Source organism: Janthinobacterium silvisoli (genome assembly GCF_014200725.1).
Taxonomy (GTDB): domain Bacteria; phylum Pseudomonadota; class Gammaproteobacteria; order Burkholderiales; family Burkholderiaceae_D; genus Janthinobacterium.
This window is the reverse complement of record NZ_JACHCL010000006.1, coordinates 213,085-233,439: the sequence shown is the minus strand read 5'-3', so window position 1 is coordinate 233,439 and position 20,355 is coordinate 213,085. Positions and strand designations below refer to the sequence as shown.

16 protein-coding genes and 1 pseudogene are annotated in these 20,355 nt (G+C 59.3%); 14 read left to right on the top strand and 3 right to left on the bottom strand.

Annotation, left to right across the window (positions count from 1 at the left end):
* The first annotated feature begins 286 nt into the window (after positions 1-286).
* Entirely contained in the window at positions 287-1,078 is a 792-nt protein-coding gene (locus HDE75_RS22710; protein WP_311735154.1) for a hypothetical protein, read from the top strand.
* A gap of 69 nt (positions 1,079-1,147) precedes the next feature.
* Here the strand turns inward: HDE75_RS22710 and yihA are convergent, their stop codons facing one another.
* The gene (gene yihA, locus HDE75_RS22705) at positions 1,148-1,885 is read right to left on the bottom strand and encodes a ribosome biogenesis GTP-binding protein YihA/YsxC (protein ID WP_183680770.1); all 738 of its coding nucleotides are present in this window, start codon (positions 1,883-1,885) and stop codon (positions 1,148-1,150) included.
* Positions 1,886-2,071: 186 nt separating this feature from the next.
* Here yihA and HDE75_RS22700 point away from each other — a divergent pair, with 186 nt between their 5' ends.
* The 5 genes from HDE75_RS22700 (at position 2,072) to HDE75_RS22680 (ending at position 8,108) form a co-directional block, all read left to right on the top strand.
* Positions 2,072-2,761 carry a c-type cytochrome gene (locus HDE75_RS22700; protein WP_183680768.1) on the top strand — a complete coding sequence of 230 codons (690 nt, stop codon included), beginning with the start codon at positions 2,072-2,074 and terminating at the stop codon, positions 2,759-2,761.
* Positions 2,762-2,940: 179 nt separating this feature from the next.
* Complete coding sequence (locus HDE75_RS22695) at positions 2,941-5,055, top strand: cytochrome c biogenesis protein ResB (RefSeq protein WP_183680766.1); 2,115 nt, start codon at positions 2,941-2,943, stop codon at positions 5,053-5,055.
* A gap of 55 nt (positions 5,056-5,110) precedes the next feature.
* Positions 5,111-6,262: a c-type cytochrome biogenesis protein CcsB gene (ccsB, locus tag HDE75_RS22690; RefSeq protein WP_183680764.1), complete on the top strand. Its 1,152-nt coding sequence runs from the start codon at positions 5,111-5,113 to the stop codon at positions 6,260-6,262.
* A 200-nt stretch (positions 6,263-6,462) separates the two neighbouring features.
* Positions 6,463-7,440 carry a protein-methionine-sulfoxide reductase catalytic subunit MsrP gene (gene msrP, locus HDE75_RS22685; protein ID WP_183680763.1) on the top strand — a complete coding sequence of 326 codons (978 nt, stop codon included), beginning with the start codon at positions 6,463-6,465 and terminating at the stop codon, positions 7,438-7,440.
* Positions 7,441-7,448: 8 nt separating this feature from the next.
* Positions 7,449-8,108: a protein-methionine-sulfoxide reductase heme-binding subunit MsrQ gene (locus tag HDE75_RS22680; RefSeq protein WP_183680760.1), complete on the top strand. Its 660-nt coding sequence runs from the start codon at positions 7,449-7,451 to the stop codon at positions 8,106-8,108.
* On the opposite strand, the gene lptM is transcribed toward HDE75_RS22680, so the two are convergent.
* Positions 8,105-8,281 carry an LPS translocon maturation chaperone LptM gene (gene lptM, locus HDE75_RS26610; protein WP_300760036.1) on the bottom strand — a complete coding sequence of 59 codons (177 nt, stop codon included), beginning with the start codon at positions 8,279-8,281 and terminating at the stop codon, positions 8,105-8,107. The two genes, HDE75_RS22680 and lptM, sit on opposite strands and share 4 nt — an antisense overlap.
* A gap of 40 nt (positions 8,282-8,321) precedes the next feature.
* On the opposite strand from lptM, the gene cyaY reads away from it, so the two are divergent.
* Positions 8,322-8,651, top strand: a complete 330-nt coding sequence (gene cyaY / locus HDE75_RS22670) for an iron donor protein CyaY (RefSeq protein WP_183680758.1) — start codon at positions 8,322-8,324, stop codon at positions 8,649-8,651.
* A 190-nt stretch (positions 8,652-8,841) separates the two neighbouring features.
* Here the strand turns inward: cyaY and HDE75_RS22665 are convergent, their stop codons facing one another.
* Positions 8,842-11,187 carry a penicillin-binding protein 1A gene (locus tag HDE75_RS22665; RefSeq protein WP_183680756.1) on the bottom strand — a complete coding sequence of 782 codons (2,346 nt, stop codon included), beginning with the start codon at positions 11,185-11,187 and terminating at the stop codon, positions 8,842-8,844.
* A gap of 351 nt (positions 11,188-11,538) precedes the next feature.
* On the opposite strand from HDE75_RS22665, the gene pilM reads away from it, so the two are divergent.
* From pilM to HDE75_RS22630, 7 genes and pseudogenes are all read left to right on the top strand, one after another.
* Positions 11,539-12,147: a type IV pilus biogenesis protein PilM gene (gene pilM, locus HDE75_RS22660; protein WP_183680754.1), complete on the top strand. Its 609-nt coding sequence runs from the start codon at positions 11,539-11,541 to the stop codon at positions 12,145-12,147.
* Positions 12,144-12,716 carry a PilN domain-containing protein gene (locus HDE75_RS22655; RefSeq protein WP_183680752.1) on the top strand — a complete coding sequence of 191 codons (573 nt, stop codon included), beginning with the start codon at positions 12,144-12,146 and terminating at the stop codon, positions 12,714-12,716. The genes pilM and HDE75_RS22655 overlap by 4 nt, the downstream gene beginning before the upstream one ends.
* Before the next feature lie 19 nt (positions 12,717-12,735).
* Positions 12,736-13,764 carry a pilus assembly protein PilP gene (locus HDE75_RS22650; protein WP_183680750.1) on the top strand — a complete coding sequence of 343 codons (1,029 nt, stop codon included), beginning with the start codon at positions 12,736-12,738 and terminating at the stop codon, positions 13,762-13,764.
* A gap of 92 nt (positions 13,765-13,856) precedes the next feature.
* Positions 13,857-15,182 (top strand): annotated as a pseudogene (locus HDE75_RS22645) (type IV pilus secretin PilQ); the annotation flags it as partial.
* A 60-nt stretch (positions 15,183-15,242) separates the two neighbouring features.
* Positions 15,243-17,498 carry an Ig-like domain-containing protein gene (locus tag HDE75_RS22640; RefSeq protein ID WP_183680747.1) on the top strand — a complete coding sequence of 752 codons (2,256 nt, stop codon included), beginning with the start codon at positions 15,243-15,245 and terminating at the stop codon, positions 17,496-17,498.
* A 98-nt stretch (positions 17,499-17,596) separates the two neighbouring features.
* Positions 17,597-19,216, top strand: a complete 1,620-nt coding sequence (gene aroKB, locus HDE75_RS22635) for a bifunctional shikimate kinase/3-dehydroquinate synthase AroKB (RefSeq protein WP_183680825.1) — start codon at positions 17,597-17,599, stop codon at positions 19,214-19,216.
* Positions 19,217-20,353 carry a deoxyguanosinetriphosphate triphosphohydrolase gene (locus tag HDE75_RS22630; RefSeq protein WP_183680745.1) on the top strand — a complete coding sequence of 379 codons (1,137 nt, stop codon included), beginning with the start codon at positions 19,217-19,219 and terminating at the stop codon, positions 20,351-20,353.
* Positions 20,354-20,355 lie beyond the last annotated feature (2 nt).

Genomic DNA, 20,355 nt, shown 5'->3' with positions numbered 1-20,355 from the left:
AACCGTCAAGGGGCGACTGGGGTACTCTGGTAGTCGCTGCAAGGAATGCCGTGATCCTGTACGCTTCGGGTTGCATCGCGACTGGAAGTGTTCCCAAATGCCAGTGACTCTGGCACACTGGTTATCCGCTAAGATTACTGCTACAAAGAAAGCACGATTCATTTTGCATGACACGACCCACCCGATGGCTGCCGATTCAGACTATTGTCCTACCTGCGGTCAATTGATACAGCCTCCAGCCGCCTACGGATCTGAGACGAACAAGAATCGCAAGATTATCTTGGGTGTGACGGTGTTGCTGCACGTGCTGGTGGCCTTGTATGCCGTGTTTCATAGTGACAAGATTGAAAAAATTCTGACGCCGAAGAAAGAAAGCGCGATGGTGTATATCACGCCAATGAAGAACACGCCGCCATCGCAGCCCGAGCCTAAACCGAAGCCTACGCCGAAACCGAAGGACACCAAGGTGGCCAAGGTGAAGCCGCCGCCGTCGCCGAGCAAGCCGGTGGTGACAAAAAATACGCCGAGCACCAAGCCGAAGCTGGAAACCTTTACGCCACCGGTGGTGTCGAAAGTGCCGTTGCCGCCGCCACCAGCGGAAGACATGGCCACCATGATCGAGCAGCGCCGCCAGCAGCGCCAGGCGCAGCAGCCGGCGCCGCCAGCCGAGGAAAGCGATAACGACCGCGCCATCCGCATCGCCAAGGCGAATATCGCCGGCGCGCAAGGCCGCAACTCGGGTAGTGACAGCGAGGATTCGGGCGGCGTATTTTCCATCGTCAACCAGACGTCGTTCAGTGCCGAAGTCAAGTTCCGGGGCTGGAATGGCAACTTCAAGCGCAACTGGCTGAAGCAGGAAAGAGTGGATATCGGCAACGAACCGGACATCGAATCGGCCATCATCAAGAAGATGATCCAGCTGATCCGCGCGGAAAAACCCGGTGATTTCGTCTGGGAATCGCGCCGCCTGGGACGCAATGTGAACCTCAGCGCCAGGGTGGAAGATACGGCTGAACTGACGGCTTTCCTGCGCCAGGAATTCTTTTCCGAGAAGACCTCGGCCCCAAGACGGCGCTAACCTGCTGTCATCCATGAAAAAAGCGGCCAGTGGCCGCTTTTTTCATGCTGCGCTGATCAATCAGGATGATCAGGCTGGCTTGTCCGACTCCGGTTCCACGTCGTCTTCCATCTCGATCAGCTCGACCATCTGAGCCGCACCGTCTTCGCTGATGCCGGCCAGTTCCATGATCTTGTCATTGGCTTCGTCGATACCGACGCGTTTCAGGGCGGAGAACAGCTGGACGGTGAATGGGAAGCCGATGCCGTCTTCATCCACGTAGCTGTCCAGCTTAGCCTTGGCCTGGCGCAGGGCGTTCACCGATTCATTGCGGTTGAGCTTATCGACCTTGGTCAGGATGCAGTGAATAGGCTTGCCGGTCGGCGCGAACCATTCCAGCATCTGGATGTCCAGGTCCGTGAACGGACGGCGCGAATCCATGATCAGGATCAAGCCCGCCAATTGCTCGCGGCGCTGCACATAGTCGCCCAGCAAGCGTTGCCAGTGCAGCTTGGCCGAGCCCGATACTTCCGCATAGCCGTAACCAGGCAAGTCGACCAGCAGGCATTCGATCTCCTCGACGATGGTGGCGTCCTTGCGGTGCTGGCCCACGTGGGCGCCGCCGATGGAGAAGTAATTGATGTGCTGGGTACGGCCAGGGGTCTTGGAGGCGAACGCCAAGCCTTTCTGATTACATAAGATGTTGATGGCGGTCGATTTACCGGCATTGGAGCGGCCGGCAAATGCGATTTCCGGCACCGTGGTATCGGGCAGGTCACGCAGTTGGTTGACGGTCGTAAAGAAGCGGGCTTGCCAGAGTTTTGACATGGGAGTAGTAAAGCTGCAAAAGGGAGCGATAAGAGAACGATAACGCTAAAAAGCTATTGTACAATAAGGGGTTGCTTATTGTTGCCGGCGTAGCAGCGATGCGGCTTGCGGCCCTGAAAATAAAGCAAAAATCCCAGGAGCGCGGCAAGGTCCACCACTAATTTCTCACTGTCCCAGGGTGCTTGAATGAATCGTGCGTTTTCACCGTTTGTCAAATCCATGCTGCTTGCTTTGCTGGCTGTATCGGCAACTGCTTCCGCGGTCGAAGAAACGAAACCTGCCCATGCTCCTGCCGCTGCCGTCAAGGTTGACGCTGGCAAGGGTTCCACCCTGTACAGCGATGGCGATGCGGCGCGCGGCTTGCCTGCCTGCATGTCTTGCCATGGCGCTGCCGGTAATTCCACCATCGTCGCCAATCCCAAGCTGGCTGGCCAGCATGAAAGCTATCTGTACAAGCAGCTGGTCGATTTCACGACGCCAGAGCGCAACCAGGCCGTGATGTCGACCTACGCCAAGATGCTCAGCGACGCCGACAAGAAAAATATCGCTGCCTATCTGGCTGCGCAAGTCGCCAAGCCGGGCACCGCCAAGAACAAGGATACGATCGATCTGGGCAAGAAGATTTACCGCGGTGGCATCGCCGGCAAGCAAATAGCCGCCTGTGCCAGCTGTCATGGCGCGACGGGCAATGGCATCCCCATCCAGTATCCGCGCATTGCCGGTCAGCATCAGGACTATACGGTTGCCCAGCTGACCCTGTTCCGCAGCACCAAGGCGGACGCCCGCAAGAACAGTGCACCGATGCATACCATCGCCAGCCGTATGTCCGACGACGAGATCGCCGCCGTGGCCGATTATATTGCCGGCTTGAAATAATTTCATAGTATTGCTTCTCATGCACGCTTGTGCGGATAATACGAAAGGGTAGCCTGCACAGGCTGCCCTTTTTTACAAAATGCGGCGCAAACAGGAGTATGCTGCCCCCTTGCGCGGGCTACTGTCAACCACCCGAAATCCCCCTTCAAAGATTGCAGATTCAGTATGAGTATCAAGGTATGAGCACCAGCACGACCGGAATCGAAATAAAAACGCAGCGCCGCAGCCTTGCCGAATTCGTCGAGCTGGTATCGTCGATGCGCTTTGCCATCAGCCTGCTGACCCTGATCGCCGTGGCGTCCATTATCGGCACCGTGCTCAAGCAGAATGAGCCGATGCCCAACTATGTCAACCAGTTCGGTCCGTTCTGGTTTGCCGTCTTCGACAAGCTGAGCCTGTATTCGGTGTATTCGGCCTGGTGGTTCCTGGTGATCATGGGTTTCCTGGTCGCCTCCACCTCCCTGTGCATCGTGCGCAATGGGCCCAAGATGCTCAAGGATATGCGCAGCTGGCGCGAAAACGTGCGCGAACAATCGCTGCGCAACTTTCACCACAAGATGGAATGGCAAACGCCGCTGGCGCGTGCCGAGCTGGCGCAGCAGACGGCGCAGCGCCTGAAGGATGCCGGTTACCAGACCAAGCTGGTGACCAAAGGGGACGCTACCCTGGTGGCGGCGAAGCGGGGCGGCGCCAACAAATGGGGGTATATCTTTGCCCATGGCGCTATCGTCGTCATTTGCGTGGGCGGCTTGCTCGATTCGGAAATGCCGATCCGCATACAGCAATGGGTGTTCGGCAAGACGCCGTTTGCCGGCGACGGCGTGATCGCCGAGATTCCTGCCGAGCACCGTTTGAGCTTGGCCAACCCTACCTTCCGTGGCAATACCATGATCCCGGAAGGCTCGTCGAGCACCACCGCCATCATTCCCCAGGCCGATGGCGTGCTGATCCAGGATTTGCCCATCACCATTTTGCTGAAAAAATTCCATATCGATTTTTACAGCACCGGCATGCCCAAGCTGTTCGCCAGCGATGTGGTGATCACCGACCATGAAACGGGCAAGTCTTTCCCGGCCACCATCAAGGTCAATGAACCGCTGATCTACAAGGGCCTGGCGCTGTACCAGTCCAGCTTTGAAGATGGCGGCAGCAAGCTCAAGCTGACAGGCTTTCCCATGACGGGCAAGATGGACCAGCGTTTCGACATCAATGGCGCGGTGGGCGGCAAGACGCCGCTGGCCGGTGGCGACGACAATGCCTACACGGTGGAGTGGACCGGTTTCCGTCCTTTCAACGTGGAAAACGTCAGCGCGGGCCAGGATGTGCGCGCGGTCAACAAGTCGGAAAGTTTCAACGAGAAATTCGCCGTGGGCCTGGACAAGCGCCTGGGTTCGGCTGCCAAGAATGCGCATAACAAGGACTTGAAGAATGTGGGCCCCAGCGTGCAATACATTCTGCGCGACAAGACGGGCCAGGCGCGCGAGTACCAGAATTATATGCAGCCCGTCACAGTCGACGGCGCTACCGTCTTTTTGGCCGGCATGCGCGTCAATCCTGGCGATCCGTTCAGCTATCTGCGTATTCCCGCCGATGACAATCATGGCGTGAGCGAATGGATGCGCTTGCGCGCCGCGCTGCAAGATCCGGCATTGCGCGAGCAGGCGGCCGGACAATATGCGCAGCGGGCCATGCCGCAGGCGGACGCGGCAGCCTTGCGTGTCCAGCTGCAGGAATCGGCCGCCAAGAGCCTGGCCATCTTTGCCGGCAATGGAAAGGAGGGCGGCTTCCTGGCTATTTCGCATTTCCTGGAAAAAGTTCCACCCGCTGAGCAGGAAAAGGCTGCCGATATCTTCATGAAGATCCTGAACGGCAGCCTGTGGGACTTGTGGCAGGTGGCACGGGTCAAGGATGGCTTGAAGAGCGTCGAGGCGGATGAAGCCCATGGCCGCTTTTTGCAACTGGCCACCAATGCGCTGTCCGACAGCTTCTTCTATGGCGCGCCCGTGTATCTGCAACTGGAAGACTTCACGGAAATCAAGGCATCGGTGCTGCAGGTGACGCGTTCGCCGGGCAAGAGCGTGGTCTACCTCGGTTGCCTGTTCCTGGTGATCGGCGTGTTTTCCATGTTCTATATCCGTGAGCGCCGCCTGTGGGTCTGGATACGCGATGTGGCAGGCGATGAAGAGGGCAAGGGCGGCAGCGAGGCAGTAATGGCCATGAGCACGCAACGCAAGACCCTGGACTTTGAAAAAGAATTTGAGATATTAAAGCGCAAACTGCCACAATCGGCGTAAGCTGCGCACAGAGATAATTGCCTAAGGGCAACTTTGCCTGACATGGAGAGAAATGATGGAATTGGCAGATAAGCAAACATATACCCAGGAGCCGGGTTTCTTTAAACGCCTGAGCCTGGTTGACTGGGTGTACGGTGCTGGCTTGCTGGCGGCGGCCCTGTTCGGCCTGGCGCGCTATGGCGAATTCATGGATATCTATGAAAAAGCCATCTTGCTGGCGGCCGCGCCCACCTTTGCCTGGCTGGGCTGGTACTGGAAACCCGTGCGCTGGCTGATTCCTGCCGCTGCCTTGCTGTCCTTGTTTGCCATCAGCCTGTACGGTGGCCAGCTGGACATGGCAAACCAGAAGTTTTTCCTGAAATACATGTTGTCGAGCCAATCGGCCATCCTGTGGATGGGCACCTTGTTCGTGCTGGCTACCCTGTTTTACTGGATCAGCCTGATTACACGCACGGACTTCGGTTCGTCCATCGGTTCCGTGCTGTGCTGGGCCGGTGTGGTGCTGGGCCTGACGGGCATGCTGGTGCGCTGGTACGAGTCTTACCTGATCGGTGCTGACGTAGGCCACATCCCGGTGTCGAACCTGTATGAAGTGTTCATCCTGTTTTCTCTGATCACGGCCATGTTTTACCTGTACTACGAACAGCATTACGCCACGCGCCAGCTGGGCGCCTTCGTCATGCTGGTGATAACGGCCGCCGTGGTGTTCCTGCTGTGGTACACGGTCACGCGCGATGCGGCCGATATCCAGCCGCTGGTGCCGGCCCTGCAAAGCTGGTGGATGAAGATCCACGTACCGGCCAACTTCATCGGCTACGGCACGTTCTCGCTGTCGGCCATGGTGGCGTCCGCCTATCTGCTGAAATCGAGTGGCTACCTGGTCGACCGTTTGCCATCGCTGGAAGTGCTGGACGACGTCATGTACAAGGCGATTTCCATCGGTTTCGCGTTCTTCACTGTGGCCACCATCCTGGGCGCGCTGTGGGCGGCTGAAGCCTGGGGTGGCTACTGGTCGTGGGATCCGAAAGAAACCTGGGCGCTGATCGTCTGGCTCAATTATGCCGCCTGGCTGCACATGCGCTTGGTGACGGGCTTGCGCGGCCGCGTGGCTGCCTGGTGGGCGCTGGTCGGCTTGCTGGTGACGACGTTTGCTTTCCTGGGCGTAAATATGTTCCTCTCCGGTCTGCACTCCTACGGCAAGCTGTAATGTGTCCGATAAAAAGCCCATGGCGGCGTTGCCTTGCCTGGTCGTACTATTCGTACTGCCTGCGGCAAGGCGCCTTGCCCTGAACTTTTTTTGCTCACATTAGAAGTATCACGGAAGCTTTATAAACGGCATTTCGGAATTGGTGTAAGGTAGTCTCATCGGTTGTAGACCAAGAGACCTGCACTTTTTCCGGAGTTTCCATGTTGATCAAACGCAGTCCCAACGGCATCAATTTGCCTTTTTCTTCTGAAATTACGCCGCGCGCCGTGTTTGAAGCGCGCCGCAGTTTCATCAAACAAGCTGCGCTCGGCTCTATCTCCAGCGCCGCGCTGCTGGAGATGCTCAGCCGCGACGCCTACGCGCAAGGCAGCAATCCCAAGCTGGCCGCCAAGCTCAATCCCGCGTATTCGGTGCAGGACAAGCAGACCGCCTACAAAGACGCCACCACCTACAATAATTTCTACGAATTCGGCACCGATAAAAGCGATCCGGCGCAAAATGCGGGCACTTTGCGCACGCGTCCGTGGACGGTCAGTATCGAAGGCGAAGTGAAAAAGCCGATGACGCTGGACCTCGATGCGCTGTTGAAACTGGCGCCGCTGGAAGAGCGCGTGTACCGCTTGCGCTGCGTGGAAGGCTGGTCGATGGTGATCCCTTGGATCGGTTATTCCTTTTCGGAAATCATCAAGAAAGTCGAGCCGACCGGCAACGCCAAGTATGTGGAATTCATCAGCCTGGCCGACAAGAAGCAGATGCCGGGCGTGGGCAGCCGCGTGCTGCAATGGCCGTATGTGGAAGGCTTGCGCATCGACGAGGCGAACCACCCGCTGGCAATGCTAACCCTGGGCATGTATGGCGAAACCTTGCCGAACCAGAATGGAGCGCCCGTGCGCATGGTATTGCCGTGGAAGTATGGTTTTAAATCGGCCAAGTCCATCGTCAAGATCCGTTTCGTCAAGGACCAGCCGCGCACGGCCTGGAATCTGACGGCCCCCGCCGAATACGGCTTTTACTCGAATGTAAACCCGGACGTCGATCATCCGCGCTGGTCGCAAGCGAGCGAACGGCGCATCGGCGAAGACGGTTTCTTCGCACGCAAGCGCAAGACCCTGATGTTCAACGGCTATAACGAGGTCGCGCCACTGTATGCGGGCATGGATCTGAAGAAATTCTTTTAAGGACGCCGATGGCCCTCAGTTTCAACCTTAACCCTACGCCCAGGCAGCTGAGCTGGCTGAAAAGCCTGATCTTCGTGCTGGCGCTGCTGCCGTTTGCACGCATGGTCTGGCTGACGTATTCAGGGCAGCTGGTCGAGCCGCTGGAATTCATTACGCGCGGCACCGGCGACTGGACCCTGTATTTGCTGTGCATCAGCCTGGCCGTGACGCCCTTGCGGCGCCTCACGCAGTGGAATTGGCTGATCAAGCTGCGTCGCATGCTGGGCCTGTTTGCGTTTTTTTACGCCTTCCTGCACTTCATGACCTTTTTATGGTTCGATCATTTCTTTGATGTCCAGGAAATGTGGGCTGATGTGCTCAAGCGCCCGTTCATCACGGTGGGGTTTATTGCCTTTGTCTTGCTGATACCGCTGGCCCTGACCAGCACGAACGGCATGGTCAAGCGCCTGGGGGGCAAGCGCTGGCAGTGGTTGCATCGGCTAATTTATGTGATCGCGCCGCTGGGCATCCTGCACTTCTGGTGGATGAAGGCAGGCAAGCATAATTTTGCGCAACCGACGCTGTTTGGTGGCATCGTCTTGTTACTGCTGTTAATTCGCGTGTATTACGCCTGGAGCAAGCGGGCGAAAAGCGCCAGGGCGGCAAGCACCCCGGCGCGTTCGATTTAAGGAACGATTTCCGGTGGCGGCGGCACGGCGGCCGGCTGGATCGGGCCCTTGGCTGGCGCCGGTTTGGCGGCCGGTGGCTTGGGCAGGTACAGGGGGCCGGGCTGGCCGCAGCCTGCCAGCAGGCTAGTAACCACAATGGCGGTGCCGATATAAAACGCTGAGGATGACTTCACGATTAGAATCACGGTTTGATTAAGATCTTTGGAGTGTAGCATGAGCGAATCGGAATTCCTGGCCCTGGCCGAAGCCACCCTGACAGACATCGAGGCGGCGCTGGACCGGCTGAACGATGAGGACGTGCTCGACGTCGAATGCAGCCGCAGCGGCAATGTGCTGGAAATCGAGTTCATCGATAACGGCACGAAAATCATCGTCAACAGCCAGGCCCCCATGCGCGAAATGTGGATCGCCGCCCGTTCCGGTGGCTTCCATTACAAACGCGTCGGCGACGAATGGCGCAATACGCGCGACGACAGCGAACTGTTCGCCGCCTTGTCGACCATGGCCAGCGAGCAGGCGGGTACCAAGGTGGTGTTGAAATAAACTCTGTGCCTAGGTTTTTGCAGAGACAATAAAAAGGCAGACTGAAAAAGTCTGCCTTTTTTATGTTAAAACGCCCAACAGAACCGTAGCGAGCGGCAGTGCTTTGTGGCTAAGAAGCGCAACCGTACTTTAGTACGGTGAGCATCGCAGGCTGCAAAGCACGACGCGCAGTAGGTACTGTTGGGTGTTTTTAGAAGAGCTCGTTCTTCACGGCCTCTTTTGCTTTCTCTTCCTCCGGCGTGCCCCGCGCTGCGCCTTCCAGGCTGCCCACGCCCGTGCCCGGCGGGTTTTCCGCATAGTAGTACTCGTCGCCCACGAGGATCAGCCCATCGGGCACGGCGCGTTCCTCGATTGGAATATTCTTCAGCGCCGTGGCCATGTAATTGACCCAGATCGGCAAGGCCAGGCCGCCGCCCGTTTCTCGGTTGCCCAGGTTGCGCGGCTGGTCGTAGCCGATCCAGGCGATGCCCACCAGCTTGGCTTGATAACCGGCGAACCAGGCATCGATGGAATCGTTGGTGGTGCCCGTCTTGCCGGCCAGGTCAGTGCGTTTCAATGACATCGCCTTGATGGCCGTGCCGTGGCGCACCACGTCGTTGAGCATGCTGTTCATCAGGAAGGCATTGCGTTCGTCGATCACGCGGTGGGCTTCATCGCCAGCCTTGTCCGGGTTGGCTTGCGACAAGATCTTGCCATCGCTATCGGTCACCTTGGCGATCAGGTAGGGATTGATCTTGTAGCCGCCGTTGGCGAACACGGCATACGCGCCCGCCATCTGCAGCGGCGTCACGTTGCCGGCGCCCAAGGCCAGGGTCAGGTAGGGCGGATTCTTGTCTGCATCAAAGCCGAAGCGGGTGGCGTATTCCTGGCCATACTTGGCGCCGATCTTGTGCAGGATACGGATGGAAATCATGTTCTTCGATTTCATCAAGCCCTTGCGCATGGTCATCGGACCTTCGTATTTGCTGTCGTAGTTCTTCGGCTCCCACGCCTGGCCGCCCGTCTGGCCTGCGTCAAACGAAATAGGCGCATCGTTGATGATGGTCGATGGCGACAAACCGCGTTCCAGCGAAGCGGAATAAATGAAGGGTTTAAAGGACGAGCCCGGCTGGCGCCATGCCTGCGTCACGTGGTTGAACTTGTTGCGGTTGTAATCGAAGCCGCCCACCATGGCGCGGATGGCGCCGTCGCTGGTGCTGGCCGAGATGAAGGCCGATTGCACTTCAGGCATTTGCGTCAAGACCCAGTTGCTGCCTTCCTGCGAGACGCGGATCACGGCGCCGCGCTTGATGCGGCGGTTAGGCGCAGCCTTGTCCGACAGCCAGGCGGCACCGAAGGTCAGGCCGGGGCCGGTGATGCTGATCTCTTCACCGGCCGAGGTGACGGCCTGGATCGACTTGGGCGATGCCTGCAGCACCATGGCGGCGATGATGTCGTCGCTGTCAGGGTGGTCGGCCAGTTCCGTTTCAATCGCATCGTCCGCCTCAGCCTTGGTTTTTGGAATCTCGATATACGATTCCGGGCCGCGGTAGCCGTGGCGCTTTTCGTAATCCATCACGCCCTTGCGCAAGGACAGATAGGCGGCATCCTGGTCAGCCTTGGTGATGGTGGTGTAGACGTTCAGGCCGCGCGTATAGGTGTCTTCCTTGAATTGCTCGTAGACCAGCTGGCGCGCCATTTCCGACACATATTCGGCGTGCACGCCAAATGAGCTGCTGTCGGTCTTGACCTTCAGCTCTTCATTTTTTGCCGTCTCGTACTGGGCTGGCGTGATGTAGCCCAGCTGCGCCATACGTTGCAGGATGTATTGCTGGCGCATCCGCGCGCGTTTCGGATTGACCACCGGGTTGTAGGCCGACGGCGCTTTCGGCAAGCCGGCCAGCATGGCAGCTTCCGCCACGGTGATGTCCTTGATATCCTTACCAAAATAGATTTGCGCGGCCGAGGCGAAGCCATAGGCGCGCTGCCCCAGATAAATCTGGTTCATATAGACTTCCAGGATCTGGTCCTTGCTGAGATTTTGCTCGATCTTCCATGCCAGCAAGACTTCATAGGCCTTGCGCTTCAAGGTCTGTTCGCTGGACAGGAAGAAATTGCGCGCCACCTGCTGCGTGATGGTCGAGGCGCCTTGCTTGGCGCCGCCCGTCAGGTTGTGCAGGGCTGCGCGGGTAATGCCCAGGTAATCGACGCCGCCATGTTCATAGAAACGGTCATCCTCGATGGCCAGCACGGCTTTCTTCATCACGTCAGGAACATTCTTGATGTGCACCATATTGCGGCGCTCCTCGCCAAACTCACCGATCAGCACGCCATCGGACGTGAAGATACGCAGCGGCATCTTTGGCCGATAGTCGGTCAGGGTATCGAGCGCAGGCAGGTTCGGGTACGCCATCGCCAGGCCAAACACCACCAGCAAAACGCCGACTACCCCGAGGCCCAGCACGGAGAACAGGGCCATCAGGAAAAAGCGTTTGGTTTTGCTGCCTTTCGGGGGCGGTTTCGAGCCAGCGTTGCCAGCGGAGGTTGAAGATGTCATGCGTGTCATGTCTTTCGTTTGATTTTGCGCGCCAATTTGTGCGGGGCAATTATAAGCGAGCTAGCCAGCGCCACGGCGCACCTTGGGCGCCTGGCAGGGTGCGTGCAATGTTGTCGTTACTCTATATAAGCTGGTCTGCGCCCGCTGGCAACAAGGATTTGGTAACAATTCATCTGCGCCAGATCACGGCTGAGCCAGATAGCCGTCACGTGCCGCAGCCGCAGGCGCAAATTCCATTTACAGCCGCGGGCCACAGAGACTAGGATTTCTGACGTTGACGACTATTGTGTGGTGATTTCTCCTATGAAAATCATTCCAGAAAGCAGCAATTACAGACGGCTGTGGCGAACGATGCGTGCCCTCATGGGGGGAAGCTTGCTGGGCATGGACATGGGAGAGCAAGCCGTGCGCGTGGTTGAGTTGCATAGACGGCGCGGGCGCTGGACTTGCCCTCATCGCGGCGTGGCGCAGGTAGACCCAGGCGTGATGTATGAGGGCAGCGTGGAAGATATCGATGGCATGGCTGCCGCCGTGCGCCAGGCCTGGTCCAGCAGCGGCAGCGCCTGCGTACGGGTGGCGCTGGCCATGCCGGGCGCGGCCCTGATCACGCAGACGGTGCGCCTGCCGGCCGGCTTGCCGGACGAGCAGCTGGAAATCCTGGTGGAACTGGAAGCGGCGCAATACATGCCGTTTGCCCTCGAAGACGCGAGCCTGGATTTTTGCATACTGGGGCCTGCTGGCAGCGGCGAGGAAATCGATGTGCTGCTGGTGATTGCGCGGCGTGCCAATGTGCAACGCCGCCTCGACGCGGTCAAGGTAGCAGGCTTGCATGCGGTCATCATGGATAGCGAAGTGCTGGCGCTGCAGGCGGCCGTGGCCCAGGGAGGATGGCGCGATCTGCCCGATGGTGCAGCCTATCAGCTGGCCTGGGGGCTGGCCATGCACAGGTATGCAGGATGAAGGCGGCGACGCAGGGCGCGCATATCAATCTCTTGCCGCACCGGGCCATGGCACGCAAGCGGCGCGAGCAGGCTTGCTTGCGCCTGCTGGGCGGTGGTGCCTTGCTGGGCCTGCTGCTGGCGCTGGGCACGGGCGCGTGGATGCAGTTCAGCCTGGAGCGCATGACCCAGCGCCAGGAAGGGTGGCGGCAAGCCATGCAGCAGTCGGACAAGGCCATCGCCACCGGGCAAGCCGTGCAGCGCGAAACGCAAGCGCTGGCGGCGCGCCAGGCGGCGATTGCACAGCTACAAGAAGAGCGCAATGCCTGGGTCGCCATGTTTGCCATGCTGGCGCGTGTACTGCCCGAGGGCGTGGTCCTGCACAGCCTGCATCAGGATGGAAGCCGTTTGCGTTTGCAGGGCCAAGCCGTATCGCAGGAAAAAGTCTCGGCCCTGCTGCTGGCGCTGGGGAAGGCGGCGCCGCACTCTGCCCCCGAGTTGCTGGAAGTGCGCGTGCCGGCGCATGCGAAACAAGGCATGGGCGAGGGCGCCGTGGAGCTGACGGTGCAGCTGAAACTGGCCGGCCCGTAGCACTAACAGGAGGAACGATATGTTGAGCCTGAAAGTAGCGGCTAGCTGGCCGTTGTCGAGTCGCCTGGTGTGCGCCGGTTTGCTGGGCGCCTTGATGGCTGTAGTCGTGTATGTGGCCTGGCTCGGCCGCCTGGCCGAGACCTTGCAGGCGGCGCAGGCAGAGGAGGCACGTTTGCGCGTGGCGCATCAGCTGGCGCAAGTGAAGGCAGGCCGGCTGCCAGCACTGCGCGCCGGGCAGCGGCAGGCCGCTGCCACGCTGGCCAGGCTGGAGCAGCAACTGCCGCGCCAGCAAGAGATGGCCGACTTGCTATCGAGCATCAATCAGGCGGGCCTGGCGAGGGGCTTGCATTTTGCGCTGTTCAAACCGGGGCCAGCGATACCGGCAACGCTGCCAAGCCATTATGTAGCTTTGCCCATCGCCGTGCAGTTGCGCGGGGGCTACCACGCCATTGGCGCTTTTACAGCGGATCTGGCGCGGCTGCCCCGCATCGTCACGGTGCACGAGCTGGCCTTGGTCGCAGGAAATGACGGCGTATTGACCCTGGATGCGGTGCTGCACGCCTACCGCCTGCCCGATGCAACTGAGCTGGCGGCGCAGGCTAAATTGCTTCCGGTAAAGACGCAGTCCATGCCAGTGCCGCACGTAGTGGCGCCTGCGCTCGATTACGATGCTGCCGACTTGCCAGACCCCTTCGGTGCCGCCGTGCAGGCGGTGGCCGCTACGCAGAATGCCGTTGCGGCGCCCGATTTGAAGCGCCCGCGCGAAGCACTGGAAAGCGTGGCGTTATCGGAGATGACCATGGTAGGCAGCGTGCGCCACGAAGGCCGCCTGAGTGCGCTGCTGCAAGCGGGTGGGCGCGTGCATGTGGTCGTTGTTGGCCAGCACCTGGGCCACGACCATGGCCTGGTGACGGAGATCAGCGAGCAGGGCCTGCGCTATCGTGAAGTGTTGCAGGAAGCAAACGGCGCCTGGCGCGAGCGGCGCGGCGGCATCGAGGTGCAAGCTGGCAAGGTGATCAAGCCGATCATCGCGGAGGCGCAGCCATGACGCCGCGCTGTCTGCTCATGTTGCTGCTGGCGCTGCATGGCGTGGTTCCCGCTGCGCAAGAAGGCGTGGTGCATGTCACGGCGCCGCGGCTGTATGTGGGAGAAAACATTTCCGTCGATTTCCAGAACATCGCCGTCAGGTCGGCCCTGCATGTGCTGGCCGATGTGTCCGGGCAAAACATCGTCGCCAGCGATAGCGTGGCCGGCAATATCACCTTGCGTTTGCGCAACCTCCCCTGGGACCAGGCGCTCGATGTAGTGTTGCAAGCGAAGGGACTGGATGTGCGGCGCAGCGGTAATGTGTTGTGGATTGCACCGCGTGAAGAGATATTGGCGCGTGAAAAACTGGAACTGGAACAGCGCGCGCAGATCGCGGAACTGGAACCCCTGGAATCGGCCATCTTCCAGCTCAATTACCAGAAGGCCGAGGCGTTCCGCAGCGTGTTCAATCTCGATGCGGGCGAGGGCCGCAGCCGCATACTGTCGCGCCGTGGCAGCGTGCTGATCGAGCCGCGCACCAACCAGCTGTTCGTCACCGACGTACCGGCGCGTCTGGAACAGATACGCCTCTTGATCAGCAAGACCGATATCCCTACGCGCCAAGTGCTGATCGAGGCGCGCATCGTCGAGGCGAACGATAGTTTCAGCCGTAACCTCGGTGCCCGCCTGGGGTTTTCCGACCAGAGCCTGGCGCAGGGAGGGTTAGCTGGTTTTCCAATCGGTTCCAACGGACGCCGCGTGGTGGTGGGCGGCAACTATGTGGGCGTGGGCGAGGCGACCGGGCAAACGGTGGCGGGCAATGGTGTATTTGTGCCCAACACGCAATTTGTCAATTTGCCTGCAGCCAGCATCAACGGCTTGCCGGCCTCCAGTTTTGCCCTGAGCCTGTTTTCAGCCGGCGCCAACCGTTTCCTGAACCTGGAATTGTCGGCGCTGGAAGCCGATGGCAAGGGCAAGATCATTTCCAGCCCCCGCGTGGTGACGGCCGACAAAGTGCTGGCGCTGATCGAGCAAGGCATCGAATTGCCGTATCAGGTGGCCACCAGCAGCGGCGCTACCTCGATCACGTTCCGCAAGGCCAATCTGCGCCTGGAAGTGACGCCGCACATCACGCCAGATGGCAATGTGGTGCTGGAAGTGGATGTCAACAAGGATAGCGTAGGTCAGGAAACGCGTTCCGGCTTCGCCATCGACACCAAGCACGTGAAGACGCAGGTGATGGTGGAAGATGGCGGCACGGTTGTGCTGGGCGGCATTTATCAGCAGTCCGAACGGAGCACGGAAACCAAGGTGCCGCTGCTGGGCGACATCCCGCTGCTCGGTGTTTTTTTTCGCAGTACGGGCCGTAGCCAGGAAAAAACCGAGCTGATGGTGTTTATTACGCCGAAAATAGTAGCAGATCGGCCACCAAAGCGTTAATGTTTCGTCTTTGCGTTTAGTTAATAAGCAGTAAGTAACAATACAGACGAAAGCGGACTGATGTTGATCATGCGGAATAAATACTGGAATCAGGCAATACATTGGCTGGCCTTGCTGGCCCTGAGCGCTTTTCTTGCCGCCTGTGGTGGTGGCGGCGGTGATCCGTCCCTCGATGGTGGCAGCGGTGGTGGTGGTGGTGGTGGTACGGCGGCTGGTGTTCCGGCAACAATGGCTATCAGCTTGCTCAATGCAACAGGGCAAAGCAGTAATACCATCAGCAGCAGTGCGCCATTGACCGCCAGGGTAGCGGTGTTGGACAAGAACGGAGCGGGCGTGTCCAATGCGCTGGTGACCTTTGTCGCCGATGCCAGCCTGGTCGTGTTGGCGCCCAGCAGCGGTACGGCTTTGACGGATGCCAAGGGTATCGCTACGGTCACCATGCGTCCTGCCAGCAATACGGCTAGCGGCGCCGGTAAAGTGACGGCCAGCGTGACCACTGCAGGCGTGGCGGTGAGTGCCGAAGCCAATTATCAAATTGCTGCCACGGTCGCTTCCAAAGCCAGCATCAGCGTCGCCTTGTTGAATGCAGCGGGTGGTACCAGTAACGCGCTGTCGAGTGCCACGCCCTTGACGGCGGTAGCTACCGTCAAGGATCAGGATGGCAAATTATTGCCAAATGCCCTGGTTGTGTTTGCCGCAGATAATAATCTGGCGACCTTGTCGCCTTCCGCCGGTTCTGCATTAAGTGATGCTAACGGCGAAGCGCGCGTGATATTGCGCCCCGTCAGCCTGGCTGTGGGTGGTGCAGGTAGCCTGACAGCGGCCGTCGTCTTGAATGGAACGACCTCGACCAGCACAATCAACTTTGTCGTGGGCGCCACGACGCTGACGTTCGGCAATATCGTCTTCGATACGCCATCGCTGGATGCCTATGGTTCGACCCAGGTTTCCCTGGACGTATTATCCGGCAGCGCGAAATATACGGATCAAAGCCTGGCCGTCAATTTCAGCTCGTCTTGTGTGACCGCTGGCAAAGCCACTTTTGCTGCCGTCGTGCAAACGGCCAATGGCAGTGCCCGCGCCGTCTATCGCGACCAGGGCTGCGGCGTAAGCGATGTGATTTCAGCCACCGCCAGCGGCGTGGCAGGCAGCCGTAGCGCGACCCTGCAGATTGCCGCACCGCAGCTAGCGTCCATCCAGTTCTATTCGGCTGTGCCAACCGATAAATCCATCGTCATCAAAGGCCAGGGCGGCTTGTTGCGCAGTGAAAGCGCGACCTTGAAATTCCGTGTTTTCGATACCTTCAACAATCCCTTGCCTGGTTTGACGGTGCGCTTTGCCAAGACAGATGAGAATGCAGATATCGGCTTGAGTCCTCTCTATGGCACCACCGATGCGAATGGCGAAGTGACTACCAGCGTCATGTCGGGTTCTACGCCTTTATCTTTCCGTATCCAGGCCAAGATAGATAATACGAACGTCTCCACCTTGTCGGACTCTATTGTCGTCTCGACGGGTACGCCCGTGCAGAAAGCGTTTTCGATATCCATCAGCGACAGCAATGTGGAGGGTTGGACTATCGATGCGAATGGCGCCACTCCGTCCGCTTTGGTGACCGTTGCGATGGGCGACAAGTTCGGCAATCCCGTTGCCGATGGCACGCCTGTGGTATTCCAAAGCAATATCGGTGTTGTGGGTAGCGCAAGCAGAGGCGGCTGTAATTCTATCAATGGTTCATGTACGGTGGATTTCCGTGCACAGGCGCCGCGTAACCCCACGAAGAACACGCCAGCCACGGTCTGCAATGGACCCCTGGGTAGCGATGACAATCCGCGTACTGGGGTTGCCACGATTTGCGCCAGTACCAGCGACGGCACGGCCACGCCCATCTTTGCCAAAACGAATTTCTTTATCAGCGGTAGCTCTCCGGGAACGATTTTCCTCAATGGCGGCACGGTATTGACGTCGGGGAGCGTTGTGAATGACCTGGGCCCCGTGAACTGGAACGTGCCGCTGGTATTTAGCTTGCAGATCAATGATGTCAACAATAATCCCATGCCGAGTGGAACTATTGTTGAGGTCGCCAATATCGTGCGCGCAGCCAGTGGCGGGGTCTCGCCTGCAACCGTGCAGAAAGCGTTCCCGGATAGGTCTGTGCCACCGGCTACTTATCAGGGAACGAGTCACCTCGTGACCATCACCAGTCCGGCAGGCCAGCCATGTACCCCGGGAGTGGCTACATTCAATGTGAATGTAACAACCCCGCATTTACTAACTACCAGCTATCCGTTTAAACTGACGTTCACATGCCAATAATGGAGCCACAGGGCGATAGCGGAAAGACAGGGTTATCGCCTGAGTGAATACAAATAGTGTCCGAAATTTCTAACAGCAATATTTTCCTTGTCGGCCTCATGGGCGCAGGCAAGACCACGATCGGGCGCATCCTGGCCCGCAAGCTGGGCTTGCGCTTTGTCGATTCCGACCACGAGATCGAAGCCCGTACCGGGGCCTCGATACCGTGGATCTTTGAAATCGAGGGTGAACCCTGCTTTCGCCGCCGCGAAGCGGAGGTGATACGCGACCTGAGCGGGCAGGAGGGTATTGTCATGGCCACGGGCGGCGGCGCCATCCTCAATGCCGAGAGCCGCGCCTTTTTGAAGGAGCGGGGCACTGTGGTCTACCTGCGGGCCAGCGTCAACAACATCCTGGTCCGCACCAGCCATGACAAGAACCGTCCCCTGTTGCAAACGGCCGACCCGCGCAAAAAACTGGAAGAATTGACGGCTGAACGCGAACCGTATTACATGGAAGTGGCCGACATCGTGATCGACACCGGCCGTCCTAACGTACAATCGATGGTTCAGACTATCCTGATGCAGCTGGCCAGCCTTGAATGCGAGGCTTCGCCCAACTGCGTCATTCATGCAGAGCCTTCGATGAACGAGCAATCCAAAATGTTGTTGAGCGTAGATCTCGACGAACGCAGTTATCCGATCGCTATCGGCCCCGGCCTGCTGGCCGACGCCGATGCACTGGTACGCCATATCAATGGCCACAAGGTGGCCATCGTCACCAATACCACGGTCGCTCCGCTATACCTGGAGCGGCTGGAAAAAGCCCTGGCCGGCGATGGCCGCGAAGTGATCAGCATCGTCCTGCCTGACGGTGAAGAATATAAAAACTGGGCTAGCCTGATGCAGATCTTCGATGCGCTGCTGGCCAACAAATGCGACCGCAAGACCACCCTGGTGGCGCTGGGCGGCGGCGTGATCGGCGACCTGACCGGTTATGCGGCGGCCAGCTATATGCGCGGCATCGGTTTCGTGCAAGTGCCGACCACCTTGCTGGCGCAGGTCGATTCCTCCGTCGGCGGCAAGACGGGCATCAACCACCCGCTGGGCAAGAACATGATCGGCGCGTTTTATCAGCCGCGCGCCGTGATCGCCGATACCTCGACCCTGGAAACCCTGCCGGCGCGCGAACTGTCGGCTGGCCTGGCTGAAGTGATCAAGCATGGCGCCATCATCGACAGCGCCTTCTTCGACTGGATCGAAGCCAATATCGCCAAGCTGATGGCGCGCGACAAGGGCGCGCTGGCGTACGCGATCGCCCGTTCGTGCGAAATCAAGGCCGACGTGGTGCGCCAGGATGAACGTGAAGGCGGCCTGCGCGCCATCCTGAACTTTGGCCACACTTTCGGCCACGCCATTGAAGCGGGCCTGGGCTACGGCCACTGGCTGCACGGCGAAGCCGTCGGCTGCGGCATGGTGATGGCGGCCGACCTGTCGTGCCGCATGGGTTATATCGACCAGGCGGCTGTCGATCGCGTGCGCAATCTGGTCGCTGCGGCCGGCCTGCCGGTCAAGGCGCCGGACCTGGGCGTGGAGCGCTGGCTGGAACTGATGGAAGTGGACAAGAAGAACGAAGGCGGCGCCATCAAGTTCATCTTGCTCAAACCGCTGGGCAGCCCGCAGATTACGTCGGCGCCGCACGAACTGGTATTGGCCACCCTGGCCGCCGGAGTGGCGTAAATGCTACCCGAAGACTTCCTCTCTCCCTATGCCGCCCATTCGGCACAGGGGCAGGGACGTCGTTTTGCCGAGGCGCCGCATGCCTCGCGCAGCCAGTTCCAGCGCGATCGCGACCGCATCATCCATTCCTCGGCGTTTCGCCGCCTGGAATACAAGACCCAGGTTTTTCTCAACCACGAAGGCGATCTGTTCCGCACGCGTCTGACGCACAGCCTGGAAGTGGCGCAGATCGGCCGTTCGATCGCGCGCAACCTGCGGCTGAATGAAGATCTGGTGGAAGCCATCGCGCTGGCGCACGACCTGGGCCACACGCCATTCGGCCACGTGGGCCAGGACGTGCTCAATGAATGCATGAAGGACCATGGCGGCTTCGAGCATAACCTGCAAAGCCTGCGCGTGGTCGATACGCTGGAAGAGCACTACGGCGCCTTCGACGGCTTGAACCTGATGTTCGAGACGCGCGAAGGCATCTTGAAACACTGCTCGCTGGCCCATGCGCGCGAACTGGGGCCGGTGGCCCAGCGTTTTATCGACCGCACCCAGCCGACGCTGGAGGCGCAGTTGACCAACCTGGCCGATGAAATTGCCTACAACAGCCACGATATCGACGATGGCTTGCGTTCCGGCCTGATCACCATCGCACAGCTGGAAGAAGTGGAATTCTTTGGCCGTCTGTGGCGCGACGTGCAGACCGCATTCCCAGGCTTGTCGGGCCGGCGCGCTATCTATGAAACCTTGCGCCGATTGATTACGGCACTGGCTGACGATTTGATCGTCACTTCGACGTCATTGCTGGAAGATGCGGCGCCGCGCAGTGTGGACGAAGTGCGCACCAGCCCGCCATTGATTCGTTTTTCAGACGCCATGCGCCGCGACGCCACCGAGCTGAAACGCCTTTTACGGGCCAATCTGTACCGCCACTACCAGGTCAACCGCATGCGCGTAAAGGCCAGCCGCATCGTGCGCGAGCTGTATGACGTTTTCATGGGCGATCCGGCCCTGCTCCCCCCCGACTACCAACTGAAAGAAGGGGATGCCAGCAAACAGGCGCGCAAGATCGCTGACTATATCGCCGGCATGACGGACCGTTATGCGATCCGTGAACATCGCCGCCTGTATTCGCTCGACGAGCTGTAGCG